Here is a 14,704-nt window from a genome sequence, read left to right on the forward strand (position 1 = left end):
TTAACCTCCTTGCACAACGACACGTTTGAGTGCCTGCTGCAGCCAAATTTTTCCGATCGCGATCAAAAGTACGAGCCAAAACGCTTGTAAGAGCAATGCTGAAACAAGCGCAAAGCCAGTCAGATCCCCGTTGTAAATTCGCAGCGGGACGTTTTGCATGGAAGCAAAAGGCAGTAGTTCCACGAATTGGCGAAAAGGCTGCGGAAAGAAAGGCAGAGGAATGACCCCACCAGCTAAAAATTCACCGATGGAGCTGATGACGACCCGCACCCCGATGGAGGATAATGTATAAAAAGTCGAGATGTAGACCAGCTGCGACATAGCGATCACTACACCTAAACTCAGCGCCATGGACAAAAGAAACAAGAACAAGGCAACGATGTTTGCTGGCAGAATTAAACGATAAGGTGCTGGCAGTAAAAAGGCAATGACAAAAATCGGTCCGCAACGCAAGACGGCTTTTGCTAAGCGATTGGCAGCCGATTGGCAAAACCAGCGATTGTATAGATCCATCGGCCGCACAAGTTCATAGGCAATCGACCCTGTGGTGATGGTGTTGAAAATTTCTGCCTCAAAGAACCACAACATAAATAAAGACAAGAAGGCTTGCTGGAGCCAAACATAGGAGACGGTTTGTTGAAAGGTCATGGGAAAGGCACTAGGATCTGCTTGGTAAAAGGCGTGGAATGCCAGAATTTCCATCAAGCCCCAAGCTAGTTGCGTAGCCATCCCGGCAATCGCCGCCGAGCGGTATTGCAAGGTGTTGATAAAGCGGATGCGGAAAAATGCCTGATACTTCCTCATATCTGATACTCCTGATACAGCTTGGCGACCATTTCTTCGGCGGTGATACTGGCAACGGCCAAATCGGTGATCTCGACTTGATTGCTGAGCAGACTGAGCAGCTGAGCGACTGACACTTCTTTGGGATCAAGTTTCAGAACAAGGCGACCAACGTCTTTTTGAAGCAGCTGGACGTTTTCTGGCAGATGAGGTTCATTCCCTTGATAGTCGATCTCCAGCGTTTTGACATCAGAAAAACGATGCTTTAGTTCATCGAGGCGACCATCCAGCAAAATTTGCCCTTTGCCGATTAACAGAATTCGCTGTGTCAGCGCCTCGATATCTTGCATATCGTGGGTCGTCAGGATGACTGTGGTGCCTTTTTCTTGGTTTCTTTTTTTAATAAACTGACGCACGGCAATCTTTGATACAGCATCTAAACCGATGGTGGGTTCATCAAGAAATAAGATTTTGGGGTCATGGAGTAAGGAGGCGGCGATCTCACAGCGCATACGCTGACCGAGACTCAAGGACCGAGCAGGGGTTTTTAAGATCTCACCTAAATCGAGTAAGGTGACTAATTCTTCTAGGTTGCGCTGATAACTAGCAGCGTCGACTTTGTAGATATCACGGATCAAATCAAAGCTGTCATTGACGGGGACATCCCACCAGAGTTGACTGCGCTGCCCGAAGACGACGCCGATGTCTTTGACATGTTGAATACGTTCTTGCCAAGGCGTACGACCATTGATGTGACAAATGCCTTGATCAGGGGTCAAAATCCCGCACATGATTTTTATGGTGGTACTTTTTCCAGCACCATTAGGGCCGATGTAGCCAACCATTTCGCCTTCATTGATGGTAAAGCTGATGTCTTGCAACGCATGGACGGTGGTGGTTTCACGAGAAAGAAAGGCTTTGGCTGCTTGGCGAAAGCCGCTTTTTCGCTTGGATACTTGGAAGGTCTTGCTGAGGTGTTCTACTTGGATCATTTGGATTCACTCACTTTCTTTTGACAAACGCGACAAAAAGAGCATTCGAAATCGAATACTCGCAACGAGTTGGTCCAAACGAACATGGTTGGGGCAGCGGTTCGTCAGCCAAACAAAAGTAGGAACAGTGTAGCATAAGAGAGCGCTTTTTTCAAACATTACTTATATTTTTTTTGAAAAGAATGGGAATGAAAAAGCGTGGTTTATTCGATAAAATGAGCAAAATAACTATTTTTATTTTTTATTAGTTGTAAATAATGAGGAAACTAAGTATCATTATAAGCAGCCGATAGTGGCTAAGCATTTTCTGGAAACATGGGGAACCAAATGATGGGCTGTGTCATGATTTGTCGTAACCCAATCCTGAAAAATGCAATGAGCAAACAATGGAGGAGAGCATGAAAGCAGTAAAGAATGTCTTTATTTTGATTGGCTTATTCTTACTTAGTCAAGTAGGGATGACCGCATTTAGCGTGGTAAAAATCTATTATTTGGAAGCAGGAGAACCGACGATTCCTGCGATGATCAGCTATGGGTTGATTGCCTTGCTTTTGGCAAACATTGGTCTACTGATGTTTTTGGCTAAAAAGTTAGGACTTGCCACCTTTGACTTTGGCTGGTCAACGAAGAAAAATTGGCTATGGATCGTCGGAGGGTTTGTTTTAGGTCGAGTCGTTGCAGTTGGCGGAACGCTCTATCTGCAGCATATATCCGATCAAGAGGCGACCGCCAATGATGCATTGTTAGGGGAACTGTTTACAGGCGAAAATCCGCTTTTGATCTTTTTATTGATCGCTGTTGCTGCGCCAATTATGGAAGAGATCGTTTTTCGTGGTGGGTTTATTGGCCTTTTATTCGAGAAATACCCAATAGTCGGGATCATTTCAAGTGTAGCGGTTTTTAGTATCATCCATTCCGTCACCAATCTGGTCGAGTTTTTGATTTATGGTGCTATGGGACTGATCATGGCGTTGATTTATGTAAAAACTAAGCGTCTAGAAACAGCCATCGCCATGCATTTTCTTAACAACGCCTTGGCGGCGATCGCAATGATCTTGCTAGGATAAGAAAGTCAGCAAAAACCACCAAATCAAAACGATTTGGTGGTTTTTGTTTACTCTGGCAGCTGTCCTTGTTCAAAGGGCAATTGCGCCAGTTCTTCTGCAGTAAAGAGGAGGTCGCCTTCATCTTCGATAGAAAATGCGACACCAGCTGCTGATTTTTGATAGACGCGCGCTTTATTCATATTACGAAGATAAAGATCCTTGCCTGCATTTAATTCTGGTGCAGCTAAATTGTCTTCGCGATTGCTGCGAATGACGATTTTGCTTGTTTGCGCGCCAAAATGAAAACCGCGATAACCCGAAACCATTAATTGGCTGGCATTTTCGCTGCTGTATTCTTTATAGCCCGACAGACGGCCCGTTTTTACCAGTGGCCGATCGATCGTATAAGTGATCAAGTATTCCGTATCTTCAGGCAGCTGAATCACTTGTCCGGTTTCCTGATTCGTTATCTCAGTGGCAGGCAAGTGGTACTTTTTAATAGAAGTGATCGTTAGGTCTTCTTTTGTGAAAAAGACTGGATCGATCCAAAATCCTGCCAGCAAAATCGTACTTAAGCTAATACTGAGAACAGTCAAAAGGGCGATCAATACGAGGCCAATTCGTTTGCGGTGGGTGGTCAGATTGAGTTCTTGGACCATCTGCTGGTCTTCTTTTAATAAATAGTCCAAGGTCAATTCAAAATAGTTGCTCAACTTGACTACTTGGTCTAGATCAGGATAGCTCTTGCCGTTTTCCCATTTTGAAATCAGTTGCCGAGTGACAAAAAATTCCTGCGCCAATTGTTCTTGTGTGAGATTTCGTTTGGTGCGTTCTTCTTTAATAATTTTCCCAATATCCATGTGTCTGTTTTGCCTCCATCATTCTTCTTATATTATAGCAAACTCTTTTCTATGCGAACGAGGATCTTTGAAATTAGCGATGCAACAAAGGGTAACATCCTTTATTTATCAATGTTTCTACTTGTTGCACTGTCTTTCTATCCTGGAAGCTTTCCGTGCTGGTCATAAAAAGAAAGGGCCAGTAAAGTGAAGGATGGTTGATCAAATTTGACGGAGAAAGGAGAAACAATCGAATGAAGACAAAACAACCTATGGTTCCAATTGGCTACATCCAATTCATCGCTTCCTTACTGGTGATTCTCGTTCACTGTGGTCGACTGGCAGAAAACAACGGGCTTCATTTTTTGTTAAAGAGTCTCTTATGTCGTTTGGCGGTTCCTTTTTTTCTCCTGCTGAATGGCTATTTTTTTCAAAAGAGTACCTGTTCATGGCAGCAATGGTGCAAACGACAACTCAAGCTTTATTTGCGTTGGTCGATCGTGTATCTTCCCTTAGGCTGGTTTTACTTAGGGCAGCAAAATCTTGCTGATTCATTACGGGTCATCGGTTTGGCTACTGGCTTTTTTACAGTAGGGGTCTGGTACCATCTTTGGTATTTTCCAGCGTTGCTCTTTGGCATGTGGTTAGTACGAAAAACTCGCTTTCTTGGCTATCGGCGGCAGTTTTTACTGGCGATCAGTTTGTATGTGATTGGCTGTCTTGAAACGTACAGCAGTTATTTAAGGGGACCTTTATTGGTATGCTATCAAACCTATCGGACACTATTTTTTACAACGAGAAACGGACTCTTTTATGGGTTTTTATTTTTACTGTGTGGGGTTTGTTTAAGAGAACACCAAAAACACCCTTTTTTTACGAAGCATCTTGGTAGAAAACTCGCGGTCTCTCTCTGCTTATTAGGCATTGAAGGTCGACTGGTGTATCTCAATCAGGGGGACGATAAGAATTTCATGCTGTTTTTTGTGCCGACGACTCTTTTTTTCCTTGCTTGGCTGATCAAGCAGCAACCCCCAAAGCGGACTTGGCAAGCAAAACAAGCAGCTGAGGCTAGTCGATTGATCTTTCTGAGTCACCCGCTGTTTCTAGAAACCGGGAAGGTCTTTTTTTCACTCGCAGGGTTTCCGTTGTTCTTTTATACGATAGCTTTAACGGGAGCCTTTCTTGGTTTGAGGAAAGTGGGCAGCCGTTTGAAATCCTATACTGTTGGTTTTGCTAAAAAAACAGTTGATGAAAAGAAAAGCGTCTAAAGTATTGCTGTACCAAGGATAATACCAAATTGCGCCTTTTTTAAATAGCAGTAGAGTTCTAAGTTTTTCTTCATTTCAGACCCTAGACGTAGGCTTTGCAAGAAAACCTATAGTACAATAACAGCAGTAAGAGGGAAAAAATCCCTGAAAAAGAGATCAACACTTGGAGGATATAGTGATGAAAAAACAGACTCGAAAACCAGCGATGATTTTAGCGACTCTCTTGGTATCTAGCCAAGTTTTATTAGCAGCACCACAAGTTTTTGCTGACGAAACCAATTCAACGACCAGCAGTTCCACTGCAATGAGCAATTCTACCGCAACGACAGCCACTACCGATAGTCAAACAAGTACTTCTGACAGCAGTTCAGATCGTTTGCAAGTCAATGCCGTGGCGATCGGAAATGCCTTGACGAAAGCACAAGAAGACTACACACTGGAACGCTTAGGCATTCAAGGCGAAACACCGATTTATACGACAAACGGTAATGACTTGATGAAATACATTCCCGATGGCGGCTTTACTGCAGATTGGGCGGTCTATAGCTCGGTCAGAATGCAGACGCTAGAAAGCGGGGCAGGAATCACTGTCGATATCGCGACACCAGATAACATTACCCGCATCACTGCAGCCCAGTACCAAAATGCAGCGCTGACGGCAGGGATCACTGATGCGAAGCTAACTGTCGCTTCTGCCGTACCGATCGACGGTTCCGGAGCTTTAGCTGGGGTATACAAAATCGTTGAAGAATCAGGCGGTGTCATCAATCAGAATCGAGTAGCTGTAGCCCAAGATGAAATGGATGTGCTGTCTACGATCACCGAAGAGAATAAAGACAAAGAAGGCTATTCCGATGAAGCTTTGAATGCAGCGCAAGAACAAGCGAAAACCGATTTGGCTGCTCAAACCGCAGATGGTACGGAATTAACCCAAGCCGATATTCAAGAGACAGTAGAAAAAGCCTTGAAAGACAACGGCCTTGAAGGAATCGTTACGGAAAATCAAATTTCTGAATTGACCTCTTTGATGAGCGACATGCGAGACAACAATATCTTCGATGACTTCATCAAAGAATTGGATCTGTCAGAAGCCCGCAAGCAAATCGAAGAAACCTCTAAGGGCCTTTGGGAAAATATCAAGAGCTTCTTTAGCGGCATCTGGTCTTCGATCACCGGTGTCTTCGGTAATGACTCAAGTGAGTCCAACAATAGCAGCGAATCAACGGTTGATTCTGGGCAATAAGCATTTTACAAAATAACACATTTTGCTTGTATTAAGAAAAAAGAGAAGCGCGCAGGGGAAGGAGCACCAGACGATAGCGCACGTCTGAGTGCTAACGATGTCCTCTGCTTTCTTTGCTAAAACAGGAGCAGTCTTTATTAAAAAAAGAAGGAGGGCAATCAGATGAATTTTTTAGGCAACGTGATTTGGTTTGTCTTTGGCGGCTTGATCGGTGCGATCTCATGGTTTTTGGCTGGGTGTTTATGGTGTATCACCATCATCGGCATTCCCATTGGTCTGCAATGTTTTAAGTTTGCGACATTGTCACTCGCACCATTTGGGAAAGACATCGTTTACCGTGGCGGTGGCGTGTCCGTGATTCTAAATATTTTATGGTTGATTTTTTCTGGTATACCACTGGCTTTAGGCCATTTAGCTAGCGCAGTCATTCTAGCCATCACAATCATCGGCATTCCATTTGCGGCGCAATCATTGAAAATGGCGCGCTTAGCGTTGATGCCCTTTGGAGCAGAGATTGTGTCTAGTCGTTATTGATTTACCTAAAAAAAGATAGTCTTAAAAAACCACATTACAGAGCGGATAGCTTTGTGATGTGGTTTTTTTGCGAGAGTAAGGGACAAGATTTTTGGCAGGCTCAGCGCATTTGAGATTCAGAACTGAAAAAGTTGATAAGAAACCAAAGAAGAGTACAGAAAAAAGCACAAGTTTTTTTGCATATCAACTGTGATTCACAAAAGAATTAGCGAAACGCAGAAAAATCTAAGTTTTTTCTTCCCTTCTCAGGGTTCTTTGATTTTTGAAATGGAGCGCCGAATTTTGGCAATCGATTGTTGTGCTTTGTCTCGATTAATAAACATTAAGATGACATAGAGGGAATCCATGATGCTCAGTTGTGCGATTCTGGATGCCAATGCCTCTGAGCGAAACTCAGTTTCTTCGGAAATAGAGATGAAAACCACGTCGCCGAGTTTGGCTAAAGGGGAAGCAGCATGGCTAGTAATGACGATAATTTTGGCCCCATTGTTTTTGGCAACTTGAGCTAGTTCAATGGTTTCTCTTGATTTTCCAGTATGAGAGATAAAAATGCCGCAATCATCTGGCGTCAACAATGAAGCCTCCATCAGTTGGATGTGATAATCACTGCTGTGAAAAACAGTGATCGGCGAGCGCAAAAATTTGTGATAGGCATCGGTTGCCACGATCTCTGAACCACCAACGCCGAAGAAAAAAAGTCGTTTAGATTGATTGATCATTGCAGCAGCAAGCTTTAAATCTTCTTCTTTCAAAAGATTTTTGGTATCAGTCAATGTGGTCATATTGGAATCAAATACTTTTTGAGCCATAGTCAATTCATTATCAGACTTCTGGATATTTTCATGGATCGAAATGGCAGAAAAATCATTTTCCTGCATCAGCATTGCCATTTTGAAGTCTTTAAATCCGTTGTAACCGAGTTTTTTTGTGAATTGAAAAAAGGTCGAATCAGCGATGCCTAATTCATTGGATAAATCACTGATTGAACTGTGGCTGACTTTACTAGGATTTTCCAAAATGTAGTCGGCAATCGCTTGTTCTTTGAGACTTAAGTCTTTATAAAGCGTTTTTATTTGCAGGCGAATCGAAACAGTCAAAGACGGTTACCTCCTTTATATGAACATTATTATCTTTGTATTGTTACGTTACCTCTTTTAAAGAAAAAAAGCAAATAAAAATTATTTTTATTTTTTATGTTTACAAAAAAATATTTTTTTGTATAATGAAAGTATGAAATGGAGGCGCTGTCATGGAGATAGGAATTATCGGACTTGGAAAAATGGGATTGAACTTGGCCCTCAATTTAAAAGATCAAGGTTATCAAGTAAAAGGGCTGGATCTTTCGATACATGCGCAGAAAACAGCGCAAGAAGCTGGAATTACACTCTATCAAACTTTAGCTGATTTGACGAATTCTTTTAGCGGCCGACGGGTTTTATGGTTGATGCTTCCTGCGGGAACTGTGACTGAGGGGATTCTTGAAGAACTATGGCCCCTTGTATCAGCGAAAGACATCGTGATTGAAGGCGGAAATTCTAATTACAAAGATTCGATTCGCCGAGCAGCCTGGTTTAAAGAAAAAGAGGTGCATTACTTTGATTGTGGGACTTCTGGTGGGGTTTCCGGAGCTAGAAAAGATGCATGTTTGATGATTGGCGGGAATGAAATCGCTTTTTCAGAGGTGGAATCTTTGTTTGCAGATGTGGCTGTTTTAGGAGGCTACCTTTATGCAGGGGAATCAGGAAGCGGTCATTTTCTAAAGATGGTCCATAACGGTATCGAATACGGAATGATGCAAGCCATCGGTGAAGGCTTTCAATTGATTGAACAAAGTGCCTATGACTTTGATTTGGCTTCCGTCGCAGAGGTATGGAATCATGGATCGGTTATTCGCAGCTGGCTGATGGAAATCGCAGCGGCCCAATTTAATGAGAGCCCTAAGTTGGAGGAATATCGCGGGGTTGTTGCAGCTTCTGGTGAAGCTAGGTGGACAGTGGAAACGGCTTTGGAGATGAATGTTGCTGTACCGACGATCGCTATGAGTTTGTTTATGAGAAATTTGTCCCAAGAAGAAGACAGTTTCTCAGCAAAAGTCGTCTCTGCGCTAAGGAATGGTTTTGGTGGTCACGAGATTGTTGCAAAAGAGTAAGGAGGAAGAACATGGAACAGTTTAAGATCGCTATAGTGAATTCCAGCAGCTTTGGAAAAATCTTTCCGCAACATATCGAGCGGTTGAAAGCAATCGGAACTGTCAATCATTTCACGTTCGATAGCGAAATCAATGGGAAAGAATTGGCAGAAAAGCTTAGGGGATACAACATCATTATAGCAAGTGTTACCCCATTTTTTACCAAAGAGTTTTTTGAGTACAAAGATGAATTGCTACTGATCACACGCCATGGGATCGGCTATAACAATATTGATTTAGAAGCAGCGAAGGACCACCAAACGATTGTTTCGATCATTCCAGCTTTGGTCGAGCGAGATGCAGTAGCAGAAAATAATGTGACCAATCTATTGGCGCTTCTGCGCTGTACAGTTGAATCGAATACAAAGGTCCGCGAAGATCAATGGGAAAAACGAGCGAACTTTGTCGGACGCGCATTATTTAACAAGACGGTAGGGGTGATCGGTGTCGGCAATACTGGAAGTTGTGTAGTAGAAATATTGAGAAATGGTTTCCGCTGCGAGGTTTTGGCATACGATCCATATAAGTCCGCTTTGCATATTCAAAGCTATGGCGGAAAAAAAGTCGAGCTAGACGAGCTGCTAGCAAAATCAGATATTATTTGTCTATGTGCTAACTTGACGGAGGAAAATTATCATATGATTTCCTTTGAAGAAATTTCAAAAATGAAAGATCAAGTATATCTCTCCAATAGTGCCCGTGGCGCGCTTTTGAATGAAGAGGCAATTGTAAGCGGATTAAAAAGTGGGAAAATCGCTGGTCTTGCCACCGATGTCTTAGAGGAAGAGCCTGGTCATAAAGATCATCCGTATTTAGCTTTTGAAAATGTAGTTATGACACCGCATACATCGGCTTATACTATGGAATGCTTAGAAGAGATGGGAAACAAATGTGTAACGGATATTGAACGAATCGTTAAGGGGCTGCTGCCAGACCGTGCTGTTCAAGCGGAAAGTCGGTTTTTGGCTGTATAAAGGAGAGTGAAACTCGTGCTAACGGATTTAAAAGTAAAGGTTGGACCGCAAGTTTATCGTTACCATGAAGGCGCGATCGACTATGTGCCGGAAGTATTAAAAGAGTACAAAGTAAAACGACTGCTGCTCGTACATGGAACGGTTTCATGGGAAAAAGCAAAACCAAAATTACTCTTTTTAGAAGATGCGCATTTGGAAATTTTTTATCATCGCTACACGGGAGAATGCAGCTATTATGGCGCTGGGCTGATTGCTGATCTTGTTGAAGAACTGGCGATCGATTTTATTCTGGGGGTTGGCGGCGGGAAGTTAGCCGACTTAGTGGGATATGCAGCACATGTAGTCAATCGACCCTTTGGACTGATCCCAACATTGGCCAGTAATTGTGCACCATGGACACCCTTGTCTGTCATGTATAAAGAGTCGGGAGAATCTGAAGGAAAGTCGGAACACTATTTAAGACAGGCTGCTTTTTTGATTACCGATCCGACGTTAGTGATCGATGCACCAGTCTCCTACTTCATCGCCGGTTTAGCAGATACGTTGGCAAAGTGGATTGAATCGGAAGCAATCTTAGCCCAACCACATTTGAAAAATGAGCCCTTCTTGCAAATGGCAGGCTATACAGCAAAATTATGCGAAACAGCTATTTTGACACAATCGAAACAAGCGATTGAAGATATGAAGCGGCAGGAAGTGACAGACGCCTTTTGTCACTTGTCGGAGATCGTTATTGCAGTTGCTGGAATGGTAGGCGGGCTAGGCGATAAATATGCCCGCAATGCAGCGGCGCATGCGATGCATGATGCCATCAGTAAATATCTGCCTGAGAGTCATCGTTTTCTTCACGGGGAAAAGGTTGCCTATGGGATGTTTTATCAATTAGCCCTTGAAGAAAAATGGACGGTCATCGATCAGTTGATCCCCTTTTATCAAGAATTGCACTTACCAATGAGTTTACATCAAATGGGTATTTTTCCTGAAGATGCACAAGTCATCGATCAGTTGGTGCAGTTCATAGATTCGAAAGAAAAAGTGCACTTGATTCCAGTCTTAATCACCAAAGAACGCTTGAAAGAAGCTGTTCTTGATTTAGAAAACTATTTGAAAGAAGTTTAGGAGGAGGAAAAATGGATACATTAAGTGTTACACAAAGTTTACTGATTGCGCTATGGGTTGCAGCAGTCATGTCTCGTTGGCTCGGCGGAGGCGCCACACTGACTTTACGTTTTTCACCATTGATGACGGGATTAGTTGTCGGACTGGTGATGGGAAATGTGGCTCAAGCCATGATCGTCACTGCCGCTTTACAAATGATTTACATGGGGGTATTTTCTCCTGGCGGATCCATGCCGGCGGAACCTTCGATTGCTGCGGCGATTGCCGTACCGGTAGCTTTGCTAGGAAATCTGCAACCAGAAGCAGCGATTGCTGTTGCCGTTCCTGTTGGGTTGCTAGGGAGTTATTTGTATCAGTTCCGTTTCTTTATCAATACCTTCTTAGGAAAGTATACGGATAAAGCAGTAGAAGATCTTAATGCCAAGGCAATGACGCGTTCAATTATTTTATACCCAACGCTGGCTTCATTTATTTTATTTGTTCCGCTGGTATTTATTGCACTTTATTTAGGCGCTCCGCTGATTGCTGATGTCATCAATGCTCTTGAGGGGACAGTCGTTATTCATATTTTAGAAGTAGTCGGCGGAGGATTGGCAGCGATCGGGATTGCAACTACCGTCTATGTGATCGGTCGAAAAGATTATATGGTCTTTTTCTTCTTGGCCTATTTCATGAGTGTAGTTTTCAGTTCGCTGGAAATTACCATGGTCACCTATGCGATTTTTGGCATTTTGATCGCGTTGATTTTTGTTCAGTCACAAAAAGGAAAATTGGTCCCAGCCCCAGAAACGAATACAGCATCACCATCCTTTGATGATGACGATGACTATGATGACGGGTTCTAATCGATAAGGAGGAGCAGTAATGACCGAAACAATTCAAAAAGCGCAAGGCGCACCAGAAGAAATCACGAAGAAAGATGTCACAAAAGCATACCTAAGATGGCATTTCGCCAATGAGATCCCGCATTCATTTGAACGGTATTTATCACCCTCGCTTTTATACGCCATGATGCCGATTTTGCGCAAACTTTACAAAGACGATGAGGCACTGAAAGCTGCCTACAAACGCCAACTGCTGTTTTTCAATACCCAGCTGAGTTGGGGGGGCGGAGTCATCACTGGGCTGATGTCATCAATGGAACAACAGCGGGCCGAGGAAGAGCATGAGAAAAAAGAGATTTTGATGCAGGATGATCTAATGTACAACACGAAAGCTGGTTTGATGGGTGCTTTAGCAGGAATCGGGGATGCCATCGACTCAGGAACCGTTCAATATATCTTTATTGCGATTGCCGTCCCTTGGGCACAGCAAGGAAGTCCGCTAGGTGCGTTGTTTCCGTTCATTTGCTTTGCACTGTATCAAGTTTCTCTAGAAATGTTTTTTGCCCGCCAAGCGTTCTCAATGGGACGCAATGCAACTGGTTTGATGCAGAGTACAGGCGTCCAAACCGCAATTGAAACACTGTCGGTTCTCGGTTTGTTTATGATGGGGGTTCTGGCTGGAAACTATGTCAAAGTCAGTTCTTCGCTGCAGTTTGATATTTCTGGACGAGAATTTATTATCCAAGATATCCTTGATCAGATTGTACCAGGGATCTTGCCGTTAGCAGTTGTAATGGGCGTCTACTGGTTCTATACAAAGAAAGGATTAAAAGTCACGCAAGCATTACTATGGCTGACCTTGATTCTGATTATTTTAGCCGGTGTCGGTATTTTATAAGAAAAGGAAGTGGAAAAAATGGGTGTAGTAAATTTAGCACGAGTAGATGAACGATTGATCCATGGGCAGGTCATGATGACCTTGTCACAAAAAAGCGGAGTTAACTCGATTTTTGTAGTGGATGAGGTAGTAGCTAAGGATAAGTTCATGCGGGAATTATACAAAAATGCCGGTAGCCGCACAGGGCAAAAAACGATCGTCGTTACACCAGAAAAAGCCAAATTTTACTGGGATGAATACAACTTCAAAGATTACAACTGTATTTTGATCGCTAAAACCGTCAGTGTGATGTACGACTTAGTAAAACACGGCGTGCCAATGAAAGAATTGAACATAGGCGGTATCGCCCAAAAAGATCCCGAGAAAGATCTCTTGGTAACGAAATCTGTTTATTTAAATCAAGCTGATGCGCAAAAACTCAAAGAAATGAACGAAGCGTACGGTGTGGAATCAATCTATTTTCAAGCAACACCTTCTGCACCGAAATCAACCCTTAAAGATGTGTTGAAGCAGTTCAATTTGTAATCAATGAGCGCGTTCGTCATCTGTTGAAGAGGAAGGCGGAGGATCTTATAAAAAATAGAGTTCCTCCTTCCTTGTCAGTAATTTGTGAATAGGAGAGTCCGCCATGAATCAAACAGAAGCATTTCGTGATTGGCTTTTTCGTTATCGGTATGTCTACCGATCGCGTTCCACGGATAAAAGCAAACAAAGATTTTTGAAGGCACTCATCGCAGATATCATTCCGTTTCGCAAAGATCTTCAGGTGATTGAGTATGATCACACGAAAAAAAACGCCTCACGCAATTTGTATGTTGGCGATCTGACCAAAGCAAAACGGATCATCTGCACATATTATGATACACCGCCACAGCATTTTGGCGATTACCATTTTTTTGATCGGCAGGAGCAAGGGCGTAAAACAAATCAATTTATTCTGACTGCTTCAGCAGTGATGATTCTTTTTGGGTTGTTGGGTACCTGGCTTTATATCCACTTTGCATCAGGGAGATTTCCCTTGTTGTCATGGCAAACAGCGCTTTTTGCTTTAGGAGTCGGTATTTATTTTCTGCTATTAAATCACGTAAGCCGCGGGGCAGGATTTGAGCAAAATCTGACCCGCAATACCTCCTCTATCTTAGCGCTGCTGTCACTGATCAGTCAAAACAGTCAAACAGCGACTGCTTTTGCGTTTCTTGATGAAGGAAGTTTTGGAGAACGCGGGTTGGAAGTGTTACGTGATTCAGTAGGGCCGAATGCGAAGATTTATTATTTAGATTCTATCGGCGCCGATGCTCCAATTCGAGCTATCGGCAAGCAATTCAATGAAGGGCAACTGCAGCAGTTGGCGATCGAACACAGTAGTGAAGCGATGGGCAGCATCAACTATCTGTTTTGTGCAGAAAAGCAGCAGGATCAGACGTATGTGTTGCCTAGAAAACAATTAAAGCAAAAAGAGCTGAATAGTAGGAATATGCAAAAAGTCCTTGCGTTATTTGGTTAGGAAGCGAAAAAAGGAGGAACAACATTTGTTAGGAATCGTATTGGCAACTCACGGACAGCTGAGTACTGGTTTTAAAGATGCTGCAGAGGTGATCATGGGCAGTGTCGAAAATATTGCGGTCGTTAATTTGAACCACGGAGAGGATATTCAACTTCTGGGAAACAAAATCCGTGAAGCAATCCACGAAACAGATCAAGGGGACGGTGTAGTGGTGTTTGCTGATCTATTGAGTGCGAGTCCCTACAATCAGTCGGTTGTAACGATCAATCAATTAGAAGAACCTCTTCAGGAAAAGACGTATGTGATCGGCGGAGTGAATCTGCCTATGGTATTAGAAGCGATCAATCACCAATTTTTGGCAACACCGATTGAACAGGCGGTGGCAGCAGTGATTGAGCAAGGAGAAAATAGTGTAGCGCTTTGGCACAATTCTTCAGCAGGTGATAGTAGCGAAGAAACTGATGAGGACGATGATTTTTAAAAACGAAAGGA

The 14,704-nt window shown here is 43.1% G+C and carries 16 protein-coding genes; 12 read left to right on the plus strand and 4 right to left on the minus strand.

The window, feature by feature from the left end; translation table 11 throughout:
* Both P0G38_RS03050 and P0G38_RS03055 read right to left on the minus strand, forming a co-directional pair.
* Entirely contained in the window at positions 1–804 is an 804-nt protein-coding gene (locus P0G38_RS03050; RefSeq protein WP_275854007.1) for an ABC transporter permease, read from the minus strand.
* The gene (locus tag P0G38_RS03055; protein ID WP_005234036.1) at positions 801–1,775 is read right to left on the minus strand and encodes an ABC transporter ATP-binding protein; all 975 of its coding nucleotides are present in this window, start codon (positions 1,773–1,775) and stop codon (positions 801–803) included. The genes P0G38_RS03050 and P0G38_RS03055 overlap by 4 nt, the downstream gene beginning before the upstream one ends.
* 398 nt (positions 1,776–2,173) lie before the next feature.
* Here P0G38_RS03055 and P0G38_RS03060 point away from each other — a divergent pair, with 398 nt between their 5' ends.
* Positions 2,174–2,842: a CPBP family intramembrane glutamic endopeptidase gene (locus P0G38_RS03060; protein WP_060791459.1), complete on the plus strand. Its 669-nt coding sequence runs from the start codon at positions 2,174–2,176 to the stop codon at positions 2,840–2,842.
* A gap of 47 nt (positions 2,843–2,889) precedes the next feature.
* On the opposite strand, the gene P0G38_RS03065 is transcribed toward P0G38_RS03060, so the two are convergent.
* A complete protein-coding gene (locus tag P0G38_RS03065; protein ID WP_201688390.1) occupies positions 2,890–3,681 on the minus strand; it encodes a helix-turn-helix domain-containing protein in 792 nt (263 codons plus the stop codon).
* A 233-nt stretch (positions 3,682–3,914) separates the two neighbouring features.
* Between P0G38_RS03065 and P0G38_RS03070 the strand changes: the two genes are divergently transcribed.
* The 3 genes from P0G38_RS03070 (at position 3,915) to P0G38_RS03080 (ending at position 6,705) form a co-directional block, all read left to right on the plus strand.
* The gene (locus P0G38_RS03070; protein ID WP_275854008.1) at positions 3,915–4,928 is read left to right on the plus strand and encodes an acyltransferase family protein; all 1,014 of its coding nucleotides are present in this window, start codon (positions 3,915–3,917) and stop codon (positions 4,926–4,928) included.
* 178 nt (positions 4,929–5,106) lie between these two features.
* A complete protein-coding gene (locus tag P0G38_RS03075) occupies positions 5,107–6,171 on the plus strand; it encodes a DUF1002 domain-containing protein (RefSeq protein ID WP_275854009.1) in 1,065 nt (354 codons plus the stop codon).
* 162 nt (positions 6,172–6,333) lie between these two features.
* The gene (locus P0G38_RS03080; protein WP_010749951.1) at positions 6,334–6,705 is read left to right on the plus strand and encodes a YccF domain-containing protein; all 372 of its coding nucleotides are present in this window, start codon (positions 6,334–6,336) and stop codon (positions 6,703–6,705) included.
* A 245-nt stretch (positions 6,706–6,950) separates the two neighbouring features.
* On the opposite strand, the gene P0G38_RS03085 is transcribed toward P0G38_RS03080, so the two are convergent.
* Positions 6,951–7,802: a MurR/RpiR family transcriptional regulator gene (locus P0G38_RS03085; protein WP_005228428.1), complete on the minus strand. Its 852-nt coding sequence runs from the start codon at positions 7,800–7,802 to the stop codon at positions 6,951–6,953.
* Between the two features lie 152 nt (positions 7,803–7,954).
* On the opposite strand from P0G38_RS03085, the gene gnd reads away from it, so the two are divergent.
* From gnd to P0G38_RS03125, 8 genes are all read left to right on the plus strand, one after another.
* Positions 7,955–8,854 (plus strand): phosphogluconate dehydrogenase (NAD(+)-dependent, decarboxylating), encoded by a 900-nt coding sequence (gene gnd, locus P0G38_RS03090; protein ID WP_005228429.1) that lies wholly within the window; start codon positions 7,955–7,957, stop codon positions 8,852–8,854.
* Between the two features lie 11 nt (positions 8,855–8,865).
* Positions 8,866–9,867: a D-isomer specific 2-hydroxyacid dehydrogenase family protein gene (locus P0G38_RS03095; RefSeq protein WP_275854010.1), complete on the plus strand. Its 1,002-nt coding sequence runs from the start codon at positions 8,866–8,868 to the stop codon at positions 9,865–9,867.
* A 15-nt stretch (positions 9,868–9,882) separates the two neighbouring features.
* Positions 9,883–10,986, plus strand: coding sequence for an iron-containing alcohol dehydrogenase family protein (locus P0G38_RS03100; RefSeq protein ID WP_005228431.1), 1,104 nt, complete (start codon positions 9,883–9,885; stop codon positions 10,984–10,986).
* Positions 10,987–10,997: 11 nt separating this feature from the next.
* Positions 10,998–11,831, plus strand: a complete 834-nt coding sequence (locus P0G38_RS03105; RefSeq protein ID WP_005228432.1) for a PTS mannose/fructose/sorbose/N-acetylgalactosamine transporter subunit IIC — start codon at positions 10,998–11,000, stop codon at positions 11,829–11,831.
* A 19-nt stretch (positions 11,832–11,850) separates the two neighbouring features.
* Entirely contained in the window at positions 11,851–12,708 is an 858-nt protein-coding gene (locus P0G38_RS03110; protein WP_275854011.1) for a PTS system mannose/fructose/sorbose family transporter subunit IID, read from the plus strand.
* Positions 12,709–12,726: 18 nt separating this feature from the next.
* Positions 12,727–13,233 carry a PTS sugar transporter subunit IIB gene (locus P0G38_RS03115; protein ID WP_005228434.1) on the plus strand — a complete coding sequence of 169 codons (507 nt, stop codon included), beginning with the start codon at positions 12,727–12,729 and terminating at the stop codon, positions 13,231–13,233.
* Positions 13,234–13,336: 103 nt separating this feature from the next.
* The gene (locus P0G38_RS03120; RefSeq protein ID WP_275854012.1) at positions 13,337–14,212 is read left to right on the plus strand and encodes a hypothetical protein; all 876 of its coding nucleotides are present in this window, start codon (positions 13,337–13,339) and stop codon (positions 14,210–14,212) included.
* 25 nt (positions 14,213–14,237) lie between these two features.
* Complete coding sequence (locus P0G38_RS03125; RefSeq protein ID WP_142964569.1) at positions 14,238–14,693, plus strand: PTS sugar transporter subunit IIA; 456 nt, start codon at positions 14,238–14,240, stop codon at positions 14,691–14,693.
* Positions 14,694–14,704 lie beyond the last annotated feature (11 nt).

Source organism: Enterococcus casseliflavus (genome assembly GCF_029215545.1).
GTDB classification, from domain to species: Bacteria; Bacillota; Bacilli; order Lactobacillales; family Enterococcaceae; genus Enterococcus_D; species Enterococcus_D casseliflavus.